15 protein-coding genes are annotated in these 16690 nt (G+C 63.4%); 4 read left to right on the forward strand and 11 right to left on the reverse strand.

All coding sequences use genetic code 11. The features are described from left to right. Positions 1–23: 23 nt before the first annotated feature. Positions 24–335, forward strand: coding sequence for an ATP-dependent Clp protease adapter ClpS (clpS, locus tag RHIZ70P_RS16765; RefSeq protein WP_115671631.1), 312 nt, complete (start codon positions 24–26; stop codon positions 333–335). Here clpS and RHIZ70P_RS16770 read toward each other — a convergent pair. The 6 genes from RHIZ70P_RS16770 to RHIZ70P_RS16795 all read right to left on the reverse strand — a co-directional run bounded on the left by RHIZ70P_RS16770 (position 313) and on the right by RHIZ70P_RS16795 (position 6577). After that, the gene (locus tag RHIZ70P_RS16770) at positions 313–1272 is read right to left on the reverse strand and encodes an oxygenase MpaB family protein (RefSeq protein WP_115671632.1); all 960 of its coding nucleotides are present in this window, start codon (positions 1270–1272) and stop codon (positions 313–315) included. The two genes, clpS and RHIZ70P_RS16770, sit on opposite strands and share 23 nt — an antisense overlap. A gap of 53 nt (positions 1273–1325) precedes the next feature. Further along, positions 1326–1799, reverse strand: a complete 474-nt coding sequence (locus RHIZ70P_RS16775) for a GNAT family N-acetyltransferase (protein WP_115671633.1) — start codon at positions 1797–1799, stop codon at positions 1326–1328. 4 nt (positions 1800–1803) lie between these two features. Continuing rightward, positions 1804–2532, reverse strand: coding sequence for an aminoacyl-tRNA hydrolase (gene pth, locus RHIZ70P_RS16780; RefSeq protein WP_115671634.1), 729 nt, complete (start codon positions 2530–2532; stop codon positions 1804–1806). A gap of 91 nt (positions 2533–2623) precedes the next feature. Beyond that, a complete protein-coding gene (locus tag RHIZ70P_RS16785; RefSeq protein WP_115671635.1) occupies positions 2624–3340 on the reverse strand; it encodes a substrate-binding periplasmic protein in 717 nt (238 codons plus the stop codon). Between the two features lie 30 nt (positions 3341–3370). Next, positions 3371–5746, reverse strand: a complete 2376-nt coding sequence (locus tag RHIZ70P_RS16790) for an EAL domain-containing protein (protein WP_115671636.1) — start codon at positions 5744–5746, stop codon at positions 3371–3373. Positions 5747–5977: 231 nt separating this feature from the next. Next, entirely contained in the window at positions 5978–6577 is a 600-nt protein-coding gene (locus tag RHIZ70P_RS16795; RefSeq protein ID WP_115671637.1) for a 50S ribosomal protein L25/general stress protein Ctc, read from the reverse strand. A gap of 359 nt (positions 6578–6936) precedes the next feature. Here RHIZ70P_RS16795 and RHIZ70P_RS16800 point away from each other — a divergent pair, with 359 nt between their 5' ends. The 3 genes from RHIZ70P_RS16800 to RHIZ70P_RS16810 all read left to right on the forward strand — a co-directional run bounded on the left by RHIZ70P_RS16800 (position 6937) and on the right by RHIZ70P_RS16810 (position 10183). After that, a complete protein-coding gene (locus RHIZ70P_RS16800; RefSeq protein WP_115671638.1) occupies positions 6937–7896 on the forward strand; it encodes a helix-turn-helix domain-containing protein in 960 nt (319 codons plus the stop codon). Between the two features lie 138 nt (positions 7897–8034). Further along, positions 8035–9549, forward strand: coding sequence for an aldehyde dehydrogenase (adh, locus tag RHIZ70P_RS16805; RefSeq protein ID WP_115671639.1), 1515 nt, complete (start codon positions 8035–8037; stop codon positions 9547–9549). A gap of 238 nt (positions 9550–9787) precedes the next feature. After that, a complete protein-coding gene (locus tag RHIZ70P_RS16810) occupies positions 9788–10183 on the forward strand; it encodes a DUF779 domain-containing protein (protein ID WP_115671640.1) in 396 nt (131 codons plus the stop codon). A 64-nt stretch (positions 10184–10247) separates the two neighbouring features. On the opposite strand, the gene RHIZ70P_RS16815 is transcribed toward RHIZ70P_RS16810, so the two are convergent. The 5 genes from RHIZ70P_RS16815 to pgeF all read right to left on the reverse strand — a co-directional run bounded on the left by RHIZ70P_RS16815 (position 10248) and on the right by pgeF (position 16615). Further along, a complete protein-coding gene (locus RHIZ70P_RS16815) occupies positions 10248–12527 on the reverse strand; it encodes a methyl-accepting chemotaxis protein (RefSeq protein WP_115671641.1) in 2280 nt (759 codons plus the stop codon). A gap of 115 nt (positions 12528–12642) precedes the next feature. Further along, positions 12643–13575 (reverse strand): ribose-phosphate pyrophosphokinase, encoded by a 933-nt coding sequence (locus tag RHIZ70P_RS16820; RefSeq protein ID WP_115671642.1) that lies wholly within the window; start codon positions 13573–13575, stop codon positions 12643–12645. Between the two features lie 116 nt (positions 13576–13691). Then, positions 13692–14546: a hypothetical protein gene (locus RHIZ70P_RS16825; RefSeq protein WP_115671643.1), complete on the reverse strand. Its 855-nt coding sequence runs from the start codon at positions 14544–14546 to the stop codon at positions 13692–13694. A gap of 115 nt (positions 14547–14661) precedes the next feature. Further along, positions 14662–15819 (reverse strand): M24 family metallopeptidase, encoded by a 1158-nt coding sequence (locus tag RHIZ70P_RS16830; protein ID WP_115671644.1) that lies wholly within the window; start codon positions 15817–15819, stop codon positions 14662–14664. 1 nt (position 15820) lies between these two features. Beyond that, positions 15821–16615 carry a peptidoglycan editing factor PgeF gene (gene pgeF / locus RHIZ70P_RS16835; RefSeq protein ID WP_115671645.1) on the reverse strand — a complete coding sequence of 265 codons (795 nt, stop codon included), beginning with the start codon at positions 16613–16615 and terminating at the stop codon, positions 15821–15823. Between the last annotated feature and the right edge of the window lie 75 nt (positions 16616–16690).

Raw genomic sequence — 16690 nt, forward strand, 5'->3', positions numbered from 1 at the left:
ATGTCATCGCTGGAGAGGTTACGATGACGGGAGACGATGTCGCCCTCAAGCCGAAGACCGTGACCAAGCCCAAGCCGGAGCGGCCGAGGCTCTACAAGGTCCTGTTGCTCAATGACGATTACACACCGCGAGACTTCGTCACCCTGGTGCTGAAGGCGGTGTTCCGGATGAGCGAGGAGACCGGCTACCGGGTGATGATGACGGCCCACAAGTTCGGCTCCGCCGTGGTCGTGGTCTGCACCCGCGACATTGCCGAAACAAAGGCCAAGGAGGCTACCGATCTCGCCAAGGAGGCGGGCTTTCCGCTGATGTTTACCACCGAGCCGGAGGAGTGATCGGCTGACCTGAACGGCGTCGGCGGTAGAGGTAGTCGTCGGCAAGACCGAGGCGGCGGCAGGACTGAACCGGTGCGGACGACGGGAGCATGATGTGTTCGGCGCCAAAGGCCGCGGCCTTCACCAATGCCCGCTGCATGGGGGTGAGCGACCCTAGCTGCCGAAGCCCAAGCCTGTCGCGCACCCAGGCGGGCAAGAGCTCGACGGCTGCGGTGATAAGCAGTTCCTGGAAGGGCCGCAAAGCGGGGGGCAGGGCAGGAACCTTGCGGACGATATCGAGGAAGGCGAAGACGACCTCCGATTTTACCAGCCGCGGCCGCATCACCTCGAACAGCATGTTCATCTCGGAGACCGAGACGGGCGCACTCGTCGCGCCGTAGAGGTCGGCCGCAGCCTTTCCCTCGGCGAGGAAACGATTGCGCTCCCCGTCGGAAAGCGGACGGGAATAGCGATGATAGGCCTCCATGAAGCCGAAGGCGGCGGTCGCCTGGACCCAGTCCAGCAGGATCGGATCGTCGGCACGGTAGGGCTTGCCTTCCGTCGTCAGGCCTCTCACCGAGCCGTGACGGCGGTTGACGCCCTTGATCATCGCCTCGGTCTTGCTGCGTGCGCCGTAGACGGTGATCATCGCGGCAAGCCCGGTGCGCTGCATGCGTGCAAGGGCGTCGGTCGTGAAACTGCTGTGCTGCCAGACCCCGTCGCGCACATGCGGTTCGGCCAGTTCGAGAAGAACGGCGGCGATGCCGCCGATGAAGACGGTGACCGGGTTCTTGAACACCTGCCAGGAAACCGAATCGGCCGGCACCAGCGCTGGTTCGCCGTGCGGCGTGGAGAAGTCGAAGGTCATGCCCTTGGGCTGGGACAGCTTGAGGGCGAAGAGATCGAGTCTGCGGCTCAAGGGACCGGGCAGGGGCAGCGGAGATAAGGCGAGTTGCATAAGGGGGCCTCCAGGGCTGGTCAATGCCGCAGCGGCCGTCCTTGTTCCGCCGCTCAGGTCGGTAAAACCTCGCGGGGTGGGATCCGGCGTACCTCCAGCCCGTGTTTCGTCAAGTCGAAGCCGCAGCTTCTGTAAAAGTCCAGCGTGCCGGGCCGCGTTCCACCCGTCTGCAGCCGAACCGTGTAGCATCTGGTGTCCAATGCCGCATCGATCGCGGTCCTGACCGTCTGGCGCCCAAGGCCGGTGCGACGATGCGCTCCGTCGGTCACGACGTTTTCGATGAAAGCGTAAGCCATGCCGCCACGGGTGAGATTGGGCACCACGATCAGAACGCATGTGCTGGCGAGAATGCCGTCCGCAAAACCACCGAATACGGTGAGGCCGTCACGTTTGAGCATTTCATCGAATCGTGTCTCGGCCAAGGCAGGAGCAAGCGGCAGGTCGTTTTCGATCAGCTGCGCATAGAGCGCGAGGAGACCCGGCAGGTCGCCTTGCTGCAGGGCGCGAACCTCGACAGGCATCGGCATGGGATCAGTCGTCCTTCTTGCCGAACATGCGCTTCAGCATTTCCGCCATCGGTCCCGTTTCCGGCAGCTTCTTCGGCTGGGCCGTGTTGCGCGCCTGGCGGATATGCGACTGGCCGGCCGGCTTTGCCGCCTTGTCGGCCTTGACCGGGGCGGGGGCGTCCTCCTTAGCCCCGGTGGCGAGGGCCAGCTTGTTCATCAGCTTGCCGTCGTCGCCCTTGACCAGAAGGTCGGCATTGTCGGCGATGGCATCGATGAGCGGTTCCAGCCAGATGCGGTCGATCTTGGCAAAGTCGCCGAGCACATGGCCGTGAACGCGATCCTTGTCGCCCGGATGGCCGATGCCGAGGCGAAGCCGGCGATAGTCCTTGCCGCAATGGGCGTCGAGGGATTTCAGTCCGTTATGGCCGCCATGGCCGCCGCCGACCTTGATGCGCACCTTGCCGGGCAGGAGGTCGAGCTCGTCATGCACGGCGATAATGTCGCCGGGGCCGAGCTTGTAGAAGCGCATCGCTTCGCCAACCGATTCACCGGACAGGTTCATGAAGGTCTGCGGCTTCATCAGCAGCACCTTCTCGCCGGCGATCTCGCCATCGGCGATCTCGGCCTTGAACTTCTTCGCCCAGGGCGAGAAGGAATGGCGCCGGTGGATGGCGTCCACCGCCATGAAGCCGATATTGTGGCGGTTGTCCCGGTATTGCGCGCCGGGATTGCCGAGCCCCGCTATGATGATCATGAGCCATGTCCGTCGGTGGTGAAAGGTCACCTCTCAGCACCGCGAAACGGTCGCGTTGTCAACCCGGTTTGCGGCTGTGATGGCGGGCCGGTCAGTCGCCGGTCGGCATCTTGTACTTCTCGAAGATCGACTTCTGCGTCCCGTCGGCGATCAGCTTGTCGAGCCCGGCCTGCATTTCGGCCAGCAGCGCATCGGGGAAGTCGATGTTGCAGGCGATGGCGAACTTCTGTTCGGACAGGATGAACAGCGCCTCGATGGCATTACCCTCGGCCTTGAGGTCCTCGTAGTATTTCTCTGAGATCGGCATCAGGTCGATGCGCCCGCTCATCAGCTTCTTGAAGGTGAGCTTCAGGTCGGTGGCGAGGTCGATCTTGGGGAAACCGTTCCGCTCCAGAAGATCCTGGGTGTAGTCGTTGCGCTGGGTGCCGACCGTGTACTGGCGGGCTTCCTCGATCGAGCGAGGCTTGATGCCGGACGCCCTGTTGGCAATCATCACATTGCGATCGATGGCAAGCGGCTCGACCCATTTGAACCGCTTGTCGCGCTCGGCGATATGGGCGGTGGTGAAGACGCAGTGTGTCCTCTCGCTCTCGGCGAGCTGGAGGGCGCGGGCCCAGGGCATCATTTCGATCGTGTGATCGGCCTTGACATATTTCATCAGGCCGACCGTCTGCTCGTAGCCTACGCCCTTGTACTCGCCGCCCTCGCGGTAATTATAGGGTGGATAGTCCTCGGTGGTGAAGTGGATGGTCTCGGCACCTGCGGCGCCGGCCAATGTCATCGACAGGAGAAATGCGGCATATTTCATAGGCACTTTCCTTCGCGATATGAGGGCTGCTCAGGCGACCGAGCCCCCGCGTCTTGGTGAATGTATCAGGGTCTTGATCAATTGACGGACCGGCTGCGGTCTGGCGAACAGATAGCCCTGGCCGAGCTCGACGCCGAACTGTCGCAGGATCTCTTGCTGTTCTTCGGTCTCGATGCCCTCGGCCACCACCGTGCATTCCATCTTGTGGGAAATTGCGGTGATACCTTCGACCAGCATGCGGCTCTTGTGCTGCAGTTCCGGCTCCTCCGCCGACAGCGAGCGGATGAAGGACTGGTCGATCTTGACGATGTCCACGGGAAAGCGGTTGAGGTAGCTGAGCGAAGAGTAGCCCGTGCCGAAATCGTCGAGCGCGATACGGCAGCCGAAGCGGTTGAATTCGTCGAGGATGGTGCGGATCTGCGGGTTATCGTGCAGAAGGGTCGCTTCGGTTATCTCGATGACGATGCGGTGCGGCGCGATGCCATGGCGGGCTGCGAGCGCCGCGAGCCGGATCGGCATGTTCTGTTCGAACTGTAGCGGCGAGAAATTGATGGCGATGTAGGCGTCGAAATCACCCGTCGCCTCGGAAAGCTGCACGAGATTGTCGAGCGCCTTTTCCAGGATGCGGTTGCCAATGCGGGTGATGGCGCCGGTCTCCTCGGCGATCTTGATGATTTCGGCGGGAGGGAGCGTACCCTTGATCGGGTGTTCCAGCCTGAGCAGGGCCTCGTAGCCGACGACATGACCGTCCCCAAGGTCGACGATCGGCTGGAAATAGGCCTCGAACCAGTCCTCGTCGAGTGCGGTCTCGATGTCACGTTCGATGGCGGCGCGCTGGCGCGTCGTGTCCTGGATCAGCGGATCGTAGAGCAGCGCGCCGTTCTTGCCGTCGCGCTTCTTGCTGTACATGGCCATGTCGGACTTCTGCAGCAATTCGGCGGCATTGCCGGCATGGCGGGGATAGAGGGCCACGCCGACGCTGGCGCTGAGGCGGACGGTCACGCCTTGTACCAGAAGCGGCTGTTCGAAAGTGGCGCAGAGGCGATGGCTGAGTTCCAGCGCGTCATGCTCGACCTTAGCCGATCGCAGGAGGACCGCGAATTCGTCGCCGCCGAGGCGCGCGGCGACCGCGCCGGGCGGCAGGAGCGGGCGCATCAGGTCGACCAGCATGCGCAGCACGGTGTCGCCGGCCTGATGGCCCAGATTGTCGTTGATCCACTTGAAACGGTCGAGGTCGACGAAGATGCAGGCGAGTTCGCCGTTCATCTCGTCGGTCGCGCGGATCTCGATGTCGAGGGCGTTCTCGAAGCCCTGCCGGTTCATCAGGCCGGTCAGGTGATCGGTGATCGCCTGGCGGTGATTGCGGGCCTCGGATTGCTTCAACGCCGTGACATCGGTCATGACGCTGAGGGAAAGGCCGGTCTCGCCGGACGTGCCTTCCTTGCTCGCCTCGACGATCAGCACATCCATCAGATTTCCGTCAGCGCGGACGAATTTAGTCGTGCTCTCGACGACCGCGTCGCTCTGGCTCTTCTGGCGCTTGCGCTCCAGATAGGCCTCGCGCGCCTCGGCGTGCACGAGATCTGCAAAGCGCTTGCCGAGAACCTGCGGACGCTCGTAGCCGGTGGCCAGCAGCCAATAGTCGCTGACGCCGGTAATGCGGTCCTGCTCGTCGAGCGAGAACAGCATGGCCGGGGTCAGATTGTAGATGTCGGTGGCGCGCCGATGGGCGATCTTGAGCTCGCGTTCTTCCTGCTCGAGCTGGATCTGCATGGCGTTGAAGCTTTTCGCCAGCTTGCCGATCTCGTCGTTCGACTGCCAGTCGACGTGATGGCGCGAACCGAGCTGGCGGGTCGCCTCGATCGCGCCGGCGAGCTTCATCAGCGGCTGGATGATCATGATGCGATTGCCGAAGATCGCGGCAAGCACGACGCCGAGGACGGCGACGATGAAAATGCCGATCAGGATGGCTTCGGCATCGCGCAGCGAGGACAGCGCATCGAAGCGGCCGTAGTAGATGGTGATCGTTCCCACCTGCTTGCGACCGTCGACGCCGTCGTAGACGATTTCACGGGTCTTGGATTCCACGCCGGATTTCGGCCAGGTCGGCAGGGGGGGCATGGAAACATTGATGCCTCCGGACAGATCCCTGACCTGAACCTTGCTCACGGCATTGGCGGAAACGATCGTTGCGGCAATCTGTTCGACGCTTTCGCGGTCGAAATCCCACATCGGCTTGGCGAGCGCCTGGGAGTTGGTGGCCAGCAGGATTTCCACATGGTCGTGCAGTTCCCGGGCGGCCCGGTCCGAGGAGAGGGTCAGAAACAGGGCGAACAGCGGCACCACGAGGATGAAGACGGTGATGGCGACGATCGCCAGGAAACGGCTTTCGATCGACCGGGTCATGCCGCGGCGGCCCCATCAATTCCATGAGGGTTCTTGATCAAAGCCAAGACCATACGCTCCCCGATGCCCCACAACCAGGATGCAGGTTTTCATATATTTGTTAAATCTCGCTAAAGGGGTGGTGCGAAATCAAGCGTGCAAGCTGCAATTGTCACCCCGTTCCAAACACGAAAAATCCCGCCTCCGGAGGGAGGCGGGATCATCATGCGGCAGGAATTCTGCCGAACCTTATCAGGCTTCTTCGGTCTCGGCTTCGGAGACGCCACCGGCCGGAGCAACGATCGTAGCGATCGTGAAGTCGCGGTCGGTGATGACCGGGGTCACGCCAGCCGGCAGCTTGACATGCGAGATGTGCAGGCTGTCGCCGATCTTGTGGCCGGCGAGGTCGACGGTGATGAATTCCGGAATGTCGTTGGCCGGGCAGTGCAGCTCGACTGCGTGACGCACGATGTTCAGCACGCCGCCGATCTTGATGGCCGACTTCTCTTCGTTGATGAAGTGAACCGGAACCTCGACGGTGACCTTGCTGTCGGCGGAGACGCGCAGGAAGTCGACGTGCATGGTGAAGTCACGCACCGGATCGAGCTGGTAGTCCTTCGGCAGGACGTTGATCTTCTCGCCGTTGACTTCGATGGTGGCGATGGTGGTCATGAAACCGCCGGCGTGGATACGCTTCGTCACTTCGTTGGTGTTGAGCGAGATGGCAATGGGGGCCTGCTTGTCACCATAGATGACAGCGGGAATCAAACCGTTGCGGCGAAGTTCGCGGGAGGACCCCTTACCTACCCGTTCGCGCGCCTCGGCCTTGAGCTCGTAAGAAGAGTGGCTCATGGCAGTTCCTTTCAAGTTGTCTGGAGAGTCCCGAAGGCGCACGTTAATGGCGCCGGTCGAAACCGGGGTTCTCGGAAGAACCTCATCCGCGTTGCCTCCAAGGGTGTCTACACGGACGGGCGCGCTATAGAACAGAAGCGTGGAAAAGGCAAGCTTTGCCGGGAGGTTTTGCCGCAAGGCGTCGGTGAACGGCATATCGGTTGTTCTGCCGGGCGCCGTCTCGGGCAGGCGGCAGGTGCCCCGCGGAATTGTCGCACATCTGCGACAGTTGTGCCAACGAAGACGCGGCGCTTCTTGTTTCAGTCGATCGTCATTGAAAGAGTCCGGCGACATGGGCATTATCGCTTTGGGAGGAGCCGATGCGCCAGCCATCCAGCCATTCGGACTTGGTCTATGCGACCGCGCTGCAGAATTCGGCGGCTGCGAGTTCGCCGATCGCCGCCTCATGGCGGCGCTGCCTCAACCTTCACCAGCTTGCACCGGAAGAGGGGCGCAGGCCCGTGCTCGCCGACGAGGCCGTCTTTCGCTACGCCCGTGAGCGGTTGGACCACCTGGTGACGGCCTGCGCAGACGAGGTGGACCGCCTCTATCAGACCGTCGGCCGCTCCGGTTGCTGCATCGTGCTGTCCGATCGCGACGGCATCGTGCTCGATCGGCGGGGTGCGGCCGGCGACGATGCGGATTTCCGTGAGCTTGGCCTGTGGCAACAGAATGTGTGGACCGAGGCGAGCGTCGGCACCAATGGCATCGGCACCGCACTTGCCGACGAACGCGCCGTCATCATCCATCGCGACCAGCATTTTCTCAGTGCCAATATCGGGCTCTCCTGTGCGACGGCGCCGATCCGCGATCATATGGGGCGGGTCGCGGCGGCGCTCGATATCTCGACCTGCCGGACGGACGTGACCGACATGACGCTGTCGATCCTGTCGCAGGCGGTGCGGGACGTTGCCGCGCGGGTCGAGGCGACATTGTTCCGTAATGCCTTCCCGGGTGCGCGGATCATCATGGTTCCCACCGCCCATGCCGCGACAGCGGCGCTGATCGCGGTCGACTTCGACGATCTCATCCTCGGGGCCACCAAGGCGGCGCGGACGGCGCTCAAGCTCGACGACCAGCGCATCGCCCAGGGGCTTCCGGCGGCCGACGCCTTGCTCGAGAGCCGGGGTGATGCGAGCTCCGATCTGGACGACGCGGAGCGGGCGGCGCTGCGCCGCGCGCTCTCGCGCACCAACGGCAATGTCTCGCAGGCCGCGCAAGTTCTCGGCATCAGCCGCGCCACCCTGCATCGCAAGATGAAGCGCTATTCGCTGCAGTAGGACCGCTTTCGCATATGTCGCATTACTGAAACACTGTGCGCTGCGGTATAAATTCGGGTCTCTATCGTTCCTCGGAAAAACTCCGCAATCATCCTCTCATCGGTCCGTTGGAGGGACCTTATCAGGGAGGATGACAGCATGAATATTCAAGTCCAGACGGTTGCGGGTACGCCTTTCAAGCTGCGCTATGGCAATTTCATTGGCGGGCAGTGGGTCGAGCCGGTCAATGGCCGCTACTTCGAAAACACCACGCCGGTGACCGGGGCTAAGCTGTGCGATGTCGCGCGCTCCGACGAGCAGGACATCAATCTGGCGCTCGATGCCGCCCATGCCGCCAAGGACAAATGGGGCCGGACCTCGACCACCGAACGCTCGAACATCCTGATGAAGGTCGCGCAGCGGATGGAGGACAATCTCGAGCTGCTCGCCCGCGCCGAAACCTGGGACAATGGCAAGCCGCTGCGCGAGACCATGGCGGCCGACATTCCGCTCGCCATCGACCATTTCCGCTATTTTGCCGCCTGCATTCGCGCCCAGGAAGGCACGATCGGCGAGGTCGACCACGACACGATCGCCTATCACTTCCATGAGCCGCTCGGCGTCGTCGGCCAGATCATTCCGTGGAATTTCCCGATCCTGATGGCGGCCTGGAAGGTCGCTCCGGCGCTGGCCGCAGGCAACTGCGTGGTGCTGAAGCCGGCCGAGCAGACGCCGGCCTCGATGCTGGTGCTGATGGAACTGATCGGCGACCTGCTGCCGCCGGGTGTGCTGAACGTCGTCAACGGTTTCGGCCTCGAGGCCGGCAAGCCGCTGGCCACCAGCCCGCGCATCGCCAAGATCGCCTTTACCGGCGAGACCTCGACCGGCCGGCTGATCATGCAATATGCCAGCCAGAACCTCATCCCGGTGACGCTGGAACTCGGCGGCAAGTCGCCCAACATCTTCTTTGAAGACGTGATGCGCGAGGACGACGACTATCTCGACAAGGCGCTGGAAGGCTTTGCCATGTTCGCTCTCAACCAGGGCGAGGTCTGCACCTGCCCGAGCCGTGCGCTGGTGCATGAGAAGATCTATGACCGTTTCATGGAGAAGGCCTTGAAGCGCGTTGCCGCCATCCGCCAAGGCAACCCGCTCGACATGTCGACGATGATCGGCGCCCAGGCCTCCAGCGAACAGCTGGAGAAGATCCTGTCCTACATGGATATCGGCCGGCAGGAGGGCGCCGAAGTGCTGATCGGCGGCGAGCGAAACAACCTCTCCGGCGATCTCGCCGGCGGCTATTATGTCAAGCCGACTGTGTTCCGGGGCCACAACAAGATGCGGGTGTTCCAGGAGGAGATCTTCGGACCGGTGGTCTCGGTCACCACCTTCAAGGACGATGCCGAAGCGCTCGAAATCGCCAATGACACTCTCTACGGTCTCGGTTCGGGCGTGTGGAGCCGCGATGCCAATCGCTGCTACAATTTCGGTCGGAACATTCAGGCCGGCCGTGTGTGGACCAATTGCTACCACGCCTATCCGGCCCACGCGGCCTTCGGCGGCTACAAGCAGTCCGGCATTGGTCGCGAGACCCACAAGATGATGCTCGATCACTACCAGCAGACCAAGAACATGCTGGTGAGCTATAGCCCGAAGGCGCTGGGCTTCTTCTGAGGCTTCTACCTCGATGGAGGGGGCTTTCTCTTAAAAGGCCCCTCTCTGGCCTGCCGGCCATCTCCCCCACAAGGGGGGAGAAGACCCAGCCGAAACCGCTCGTCTCAATCCGACGACGTGGCGGCTGGGTTAAGCCCTCCCCCTTGTGGGGAGGGTGGGGAGGGGTTTTCGTTTAGGGGCAAGAGGCGTCCGCCAAAGGGGAGTTTCGCCCGTTGCGCCATCTTGGAAGGAGCCAGCCATGACCGACACCGCAGGCACGGAACCCTGCGTCATCGCCACCGAGGCGGCGCTGGTGTTTCTGGCGGAAATCCGTCGCGACCATCCCGACATCCTGTTCCACCAGTCCGGCGGCTGTTGCGATGGCTCATCGCCGATGTGCTATCCGGTCGCCGAATACCGGGTGGGCGAGACCGACGTGAAGCTCGGCGAGATCGGCGGCGTGCCGGTCTATATCAGCGCAAGCCAGTATGCGGTGTGGAAGCATACGCAGTTGATCATCGACGTGGTGCCGGGGCGAGGGGGCATGTTCTCGCTCGACAACGGGCGCGAGCGGCGCTTTCTCACGCGGTCGCGGCTATTCACCGGCGGCGAGGCCTGTGCCTTGCCGATCGATGAGGCGCGGCCGGCCGAGTAGCTCGAAATGAAAAGTCCCGCGAAGCACAGGCTCCGCGGGACTTTGATGGGGCGACCGGATGGGCTCAGGCGGCGCGGCGTGCGGCAGGCGCGGGCCGGTTGCCGATGGAGAAACTGCTGACCTGGTCCGTCAGCCCGTCGGCCTCGCTTGCAAGCGCAAAGGCGGCGGCCGTGGTTTCCTCGACCATGGCTGCGTTCTGCTGCGTCACCTGGTCGAGGTCGTTGACCGAGGCGTTGATTTCGCCCAGCCGCTGCGACTGTTCGCGGGAGGCTGCGGCGATCGAGCCGATATGGGTGTTGATCGTCTCGATATTGCCCTCGATCTTGTGCAGGCTCTCACCGGTCTTCAGCACCAGCGCCACGCCATCGGCTACGTCGGTGGTCGAGGTGTTGATCAACTGGCTGATGTCACGGGCCGCACCCGAAGACTTCTGCGCAAGCTCCCGCACTTCCTGGGCAACGACGGCAAAGCCCTTGCCGGCTTCACCGGCGCGGGCCGCTTCGACGCCGGCATTGAGCGCCAAAAGGTTGGTCTGGAAGGCGATCTGGTCGATGACGTCGATGATCTGGCGAATCTTGGCAGAGGAGCTTTCGATCCGCTCCATGGCGACGATCGCCTCGTTGACCACGGTCGAGGAGGTCTTGGCATCCGAGAGCGTGTCGGCCGTGACCTTGACCGCGGTCTCGCAACGCCGAAGGGCATCGTTGACCGAACCGGTCATTTCGCCGAGGGCCGCGGCTGCCTCTTCCAGCGAGGCCGCCTGGCGCTCGGTGCGATGGGCGAGGTTTTCCGAGGCGCCCTTCAGATCGGAGGAACCGGCCCGGATCGTGTCGGCGCTTTCGGTGATGGTGCGGATGGTGTCCTCCAGCCGCTCGACCGAATTGTTGAAATCGATGCGCAGATGATCGAGAGAGGCGACGAACGGACGTTCGATGCGCAGATTGAGGCGACCGCTCGACAGGTTCTGCAGGCCCGTGGCTAGGGCCGACACGGCATCTTCCAGTTCCTGGGCGCTGCGGGCCTTTTCCGCTTCGCGCTGGCGGCGCTCGTCGTCGATCTGCGCGCTGCGCTCGACCGTTTCGGCTTCCATGCGCTCCTTTTCGAGCGCGTTCTGGCGGAAGGATTCCAGCGCCCGCGCCATCACGCCGATTTCGTCGGCGCGGCCCGTCGCGTTGATGTCGATTGCCTTGTCACCCTGGTTCAGCCGGTTCATCAGCGTGGCCAGGTCGGTGAGCGGGCGGGTCAGGCTCGACGAGACGAAGATGCCGACGCCGCCCATGCAGACGAGAACCGCGACGGTGGTCAGGAGTGCCCACCAGGCAAGCTCGTTGGCGGAAGCGAGCACCTTGGCTTCGTCCTGGCCGACGACGAGCAGATGGTTCTGGCCGAACAGCGCGACCGGCAGATAGGAATAGAAGGCGGAATGGTCACCCGAGACGGCGAAGGTCGAGCCCGTCGCGCCGCTTGCCGCGGCCTTGACAAGTTCGGGGGCGATCACGGCATCCTTGCCGCCGCTGACCGTGCCGCCGCGGACAGTCCCGTCGGCGTTGAGGACGAAGGCGTCGTCGATCGTGGTGCCGAGCCCGTCAGGCGTGACCATGGCGGAAAGCTTGGCTGCGGAAACGCGAATGATCACCACGCCCTTCTTCACCGTCTCGCCCCATACGGAGATCGCCAGCGGCTTTGCAATCAGAGCCGAGGCACCGTCGTCCCCTTGGGGATAGTCGGCAAAGCCGGAGACATGGGTCTCATCCAGCTTTCCGGCATTGGCCCGATCAAAGATCTCCTTGATCGCGGCGTTTTCCGGATCGGCGACGTTCGTCAGGAATTCCTTGCCCTTGGTGACGGTGTAGACCAGCGTCCCGGCGTTATCGACGATGATCACGTCGCTGGCATTGGTGTTCTTCCAGGCGCTGGCGACCGTGCCGTGGAAGCCGGCGTGGCGCACACCGTAGAGCAGCTTGAGCTTGGTGCCGTCCATGGCGACGCGTTCGTCGACCGACGAGCCGCTCGGCTGGAAGACCTGCTTGATGTCCTTGGCCTCAAGCGGAATGATGTTGACCATCATGTCGGTCGCTTCGCCGATCGCGGTATTCTGGGCGAGGTCGGAGAGCGATTGCTCGACGCGCCTGATATAGGCGTTGAGGTCCTTCGACTGGGTCTTGGCGACGGATTCGAGCCGGAGCTTGCTCGCCTCGATCAGGCCGCTCTTGCCGACCTGGTAGCTGAGAATGCCGACGGCAAAACAGGATACCAGCGTGGCGCCGACGACGAGCCCGGCAAACTTGGCTTTGACGGATGACAGGGCGCCCGGCTTGGCGACGCCCAGATGGCTTGGTGACATGAATAACCTCCCAGGGGCAAACAGCCCGCGGAAAGTTTCACGACAATTGATTACGGTCAGGTTAAGCCGCCGGTAGATGATCTTGGAGGGGGCGCGACAAACGCGCCGACCCCTGTCAGTCGAACAGGCTGGAAACCGATTCTTCGGCGCTGGTCCGGTTGATCGCCTCGCCGAGCAGATTGGCCGTGGTCAGGACGCGGATATTGTGCGCCGATTGCACGGCCGTGGTCGGCTGGATCGAGTCGGTGATCACCAGTTCGCGCAGCTTCGACGAGGTGACGCGCGTGACTGCGCCGCCCGACAGCACGCCGTGGGTGATGTAGGCGGTGACGCTGGTCGCACCGTGCTTCAGCAGGGCTTCGGCGGCATTGCACAGCGTGCCCCCGCTGTCGACGATGTCATCGATCAGGATGCAATCCTTGCCGGACACGTCGCCGATGACATTCATCACCTCGGATTCGCCAGCGCGTTCGCGGCGCTTGTCGACGATCGCCAACTGACAGTCGATGCGCTTGGCGAGCGAACGGGCGCGCACCACGCCACCGACGTCAGGCGAAACGACCATCACGTTCTTGGTGTCGTAGCGTTCCTTCACGTCGCGGGCGAGAAGCGGCACGGCATAGAGGTTGTCGGTGGGGATGTCGAAGAAGCCCTGGATCTGGCCGGCATGCAAGTCGAGCGTCAGCACTCGGTCGGCGCCGGCCTCGGTGATCAGGTTGGCCACGAGCTTGGCCGAGATCGGGGTGCGCGGGCCGGGTTTGCGATCCTGGCGGGCATAGCCGAAATAGGGGAGAACCGCCGTGATGCGCTTCGCCGAGGAGCGGCGGAAGGCATCGATCATGATGAGCAGTTCCATCAGGTGATCATTGGTGGGAAAGGAGGTGGACTGGACGACGAAAACGTCCTCGCCACGTACATTTTCCTGGATTTCGACGAAGATTTCCTGGTCTGCGAACCGCCTGACGCTGGCTTTTCCGAGTGGTACGTTGAGATAATTGCAGATTGCCTCGGCGAGCTGCCGGTTCGAATTACCTGCGAAAACCTTCATGTTGGTCCGCCTGTTGTCATGCTGAGATGGGCGCTTTTTAGCGCCCTTCCCCCCGAATGCAAGTGGTTTGCCGGAAATGCCCGCCTTTTTCGTGAAAAGATTCTAAGCGGTGCCGTTCAGCCGCCGCGCGCCTGCCGCCATGACGTGTATTCGGCGATGGTCTTTGTGCCGATCTGCTGCATCAGTGAGGCCGGTACGCCGGCCCACGGATCGGTCGCTGCGGACTGCACCTTCTCCTCACCCTGAATGCGGTGCAACCGGTTGCCGCCGCTATCCAGCACGTCCCAGACATAGACGACGGTCACGGTGCCGCCGTCGCCGAAGGCGGAGAAATAGCCCTTGAGGATGTGCTCGCTCGCCGGGTCGCTTGCGCCCTTGATCGTCAGGCCCTTGCCGCGCGCCTCCGCGCCGAGTTGGCGTGACAGGGGGGTGACGGATTGCACGGGTGCGCCGATGATCGGCAGGAAGCGGATGGTGCCGGCAGCGCCGGCCGGGGTAAGGGCGGCGACTTCCGGCTGGGCCTGCGCCGCCGGTTGCGACGGTTGAACCGGCTGGGTCACCTGGACGGGTTGCGCGCTCTGCACCGGCGCCTGCAACTGGGACGGTGGCGCGCCGCGCGTCTGTCCGCCGGGGCTCGGCGCTACCGGATAGCCCGCGTCGTTCGGCTGGTCGCCGTAGAGCGGCGGGGATGCGGACGGATTACCCTGGCCGGCAGCCAGCGCCGCAGCCTGGGCCTCGAGCGAATTCTGGGGTTGCGTTGCGTAGCCCTGTTCGGCGACCGTTGCGCTCTGGCCGTAGGATGTCTGCCCATAGCTGGACTGTTGGCCCTGGGCCAGGGCCATGTCGCTCTCGCTTACAGGCTGGCCACCATCGCCAATTTCCATCGGCGGCACCAGGGCGTCGGGCGTGTTGCAGGCGGTGAGCGCGGCTGCCGCGATCAGCCCGGCCGTGGCCGTTCGGGAGAGTTTCATCGTCGCTGGCGTCCTCGTGCACCTCCGTCGGATTTGATGAGGATAACCTTAAAATCCTATCAATTCCTTAGAGGGCGATTGCGAGGCCGCGTACCGGGGGCGTCAGGCTCCAGCTTTAGCTCTGGCTCTGGATCAGCTGCAGGGGATGTCGCGAAAGCGGACGTGCGGCCTCTGCGGTCGTGAGATAGGTGTGGCCGAGGGTCATTGCCGTGTCCCGTTCGCTGTCCATGATGATCATGTGCACGAAGAGCGTCATGTCGGGCAGGATCGGCTGGCTGTTGCCGGTATGGAACATCTGATGCTCCATCCAGGACGGCGAGAAGCGGGCGCCGAGCGAGTAGCCGCAGGCATTTAGCCGATGGCGGGCGAGACCGCGCTCGTCCATGATGCGGGCATGGGTCTCGAAGACGTCGCCGAAGGTAAAGCCCGGTCGCAGCACCGCCTCGATCGCCTTGATCGTTTCGTGGCAGGCCGCATAGAGCTCGCGCTGGCGTGCGCTCGGCTCGCCGATCACGATGGTGCGCATCATGGCGGCGTGGTAGTGCGCGCTGACGCCCGCCCATTCCAGTGTCAGCTGGTCCTTGTCCGACAGGGTGCGGCGGCCCGACTTGTAGCGGCACAGAAGCGCATCCGGGCCCGAGCCGATGATGAATTCGTTGGCCGGATAGTCGCCGCCGCCGGCCAGGATCGCGCCCTGCATGGCGGCGAGGATGGCGGCCTCGTCGCCGCCCGCCCTGATGAGGGGCAGGGCCGCGTCGAGTGCGTCGTCGGCAAGGGCCGCTGCCCGCTCGACATGGGCGATCTCCGCCGGGCTCTTGATCAGTCGCAGTTCGCTGACGACATAGGATGCCTCGACGATCTCGCAGAAATTGGTCAGCTGGTTGTCGAGGAGCCTCGCGACCCGGCCAGTCATGCCATGGGTATCGTATTCGATGCCGATCCGGGCGCCGAGCAGGTCCATCTCGCTCAACAGATTGCGCAGATCCATGGTGGGATCGGCATTGACCCGGTCGACCCATATGACGATGTTTTCGATATTGGACGTCCGCTTGGCCTGGCGCAGGTCGGCCGAACGCGTCAGCAACGTCATCGACCCATCGGCCTTGACGATCAGCGTCTGGAAGAAGCAATAGCCGAAGGTGTCGTAGCCGGTCAGCCAATACATGCTTTCCTGGGCGAAGAGCAGGATGGCGTCGAGCTTCTGCTCGGCCATGCGCGCGGTCAGCCGCTCGAGCCTTGCGGCGTATTCGTTCGCGTCGAAATGCAGGGCCATGTCAGTCCTCCCTTATGGCGATCGCGGAAATCTGTCGTCCGTAGTCAGGCTCACCGGCATGGGTGGTGCGGCGATAGGAATAGAAGGCGTCGGGGTCGGCATAGGTGCAGATGCCAAGGCTCTCGGCCCGCACTCCGGCATCGATCAGCCGCTTCACCGTCAGGCCCTGCAGGTCGAACATGGCATGGCCGGGCCTGGTCGAGGGGCTGAAGAAGCGGGCGAAATCCGGGTTCACGGCGATGAAGCGGTCGACGAATTCCGGTCCGACCTCATAATTGGCGCCGCTGATCGACGGGCCGAGGCAGGCGGAGATCGCCTCGCGGCGGGCGCCGAGCGATTGCATGGCGAGAATGGTGTTTTCCAGCACGCCGCCGAGCGCGCCCTTCCAGCCCGCATGGGCCGCACCGATGATGCCGGCCTCGGCATCGGCAAACAGCACGGGACCGCAATCGGCGGTAAGCACGCCGAGGATGACGCCGGGGGAGGCGGTGACGAGGGCATCGGCCGTCGGGCGGTTGCCGTCATAGGTGCGATCGACCACGACGACGTCGGGCGAGTGAACCTGATGCACGGTCGCCAGCCGTTCCGGTGAAAGGCCGAACCAGCCGCTGACGCGGCGGCGGTTCTCATGGACCTTTTCCCGTTCGTCATTCGAGCCGATGCCGACGTTCAGGCCGCGATAGATGCCTTGCGAAACGCCGCCCCTGCGGCTGAAGAAGCCGTGACGGATACCCTTGTCCTCGGCATCGGCGAGAAGCGGGCTGGTGAGCGGTTCGGGTAGATCGTGGTCCTGCATGAGCAGCCTCCGAAGCGGCGGGCGGGCGATCGATTCGACCGCGTCGCCCCTGAAAACATTAGGGAAACAAGGATC

The sequence above is a fragment of the Paenirhizobium selenitireducens ATCC BAA-1503 genome (genome assembly GCF_900492185.1).
GTDB lineage: Bacteria > Pseudomonadota > Alphaproteobacteria > Rhizobiales > Rhizobiaceae > Allorhizobium > Allorhizobium selenitireducens_A.

What these genes read in the sequence shown, in the direction of transcription:
- clpS (WP_115671631.1), top strand. Translation starts at nt 24, where the DNA reads ATGACGGGAGACGATGTCGCCCTCAAGCCGAAGACCGTGACCAAGCCC.
- RHIZ70P_RS16770 (WP_115671632.1), bottom strand. Translation starts at nt 1,272, where the DNA reads ATGCAACTCGCCTTATCTCCGCTGCCCCTGCCCGGTCCCTTGAGCCGC.
- RHIZ70P_RS16775 (WP_115671633.1), bottom strand. Translation starts at nt 1,799, where the DNA reads ATGCCGATGCCTGTCGAGGTTCGCGCCCTGCAGCAAGGCGACCTGCCG.
- pth (WP_115671634.1), bottom strand. Translation starts at nt 2,532, where the DNA reads ATGATCATCATAGCGGGGCTCGGCAATCCCGGCGCGCAATACCGGGAC.
- RHIZ70P_RS16785 (WP_115671635.1), bottom strand. Translation starts at nt 3,340, where the DNA reads ATGAAATATGCCGCATTTCTCCTGTCGATGACATTGGCCGGCGCCGCA.
- RHIZ70P_RS16790 (WP_115671636.1), bottom strand. Translation starts at nt 5,746, where the DNA reads ATGACCCGGTCGATCGAAAGCCGTTTCCTGGCGATCGTCGCCATCACC.
- RHIZ70P_RS16795 (WP_115671637.1), bottom strand. Translation starts at nt 6,577, where the DNA reads ATGAGCCACTCTTCTTACGAGCTCAAGGCCGAGGCGCGCGAACGGGTA.
- RHIZ70P_RS16800 (WP_115671638.1), top strand. Translation starts at nt 6,937, where the DNA reads ATGCGCCAGCCATCCAGCCATTCGGACTTGGTCTATGCGACCGCGCTG.
- adh (WP_115671639.1), top strand. Translation starts at nt 8,035, where the DNA reads ATGAATATTCAAGTCCAGACGGTTGCGGGTACGCCTTTCAAGCTGCGC.
- RHIZ70P_RS16810 (WP_115671640.1), top strand. Translation starts at nt 9,788, where the DNA reads ATGACCGACACCGCAGGCACGGAACCCTGCGTCATCGCCACCGAGGCG.
- RHIZ70P_RS16815 (WP_115671641.1), bottom strand. Translation starts at nt 12,527, where the DNA reads ATGTCACCAAGCCATCTGGGCGTCGCCAAGCCGGGCGCCCTGTCATCC.
- RHIZ70P_RS16820 (WP_115671642.1), bottom strand. Translation starts at nt 13,575, where the DNA reads ATGAAGGTTTTCGCAGGTAATTCGAACCGGCAGCTCGCCGAGGCAATC.
- RHIZ70P_RS16825 (WP_115671643.1), bottom strand. Translation starts at nt 14,546, where the DNA reads ATGAAACTCTCCCGAACGGCCACGGCCGGGCTGATCGCGGCAGCCGCG.
- RHIZ70P_RS16830 (WP_115671644.1), bottom strand. Translation starts at nt 15,819, where the DNA reads ATGGCCCTGCATTTCGACGCGAACGAATACGCCGCAAGGCTCGAGCGG.
- pgeF (WP_115671645.1), bottom strand. Translation starts at nt 16,615, where the DNA reads ATGCAGGACCACGATCTACCCGAACCGCTCACCAGCCCGCTTCTCGCC.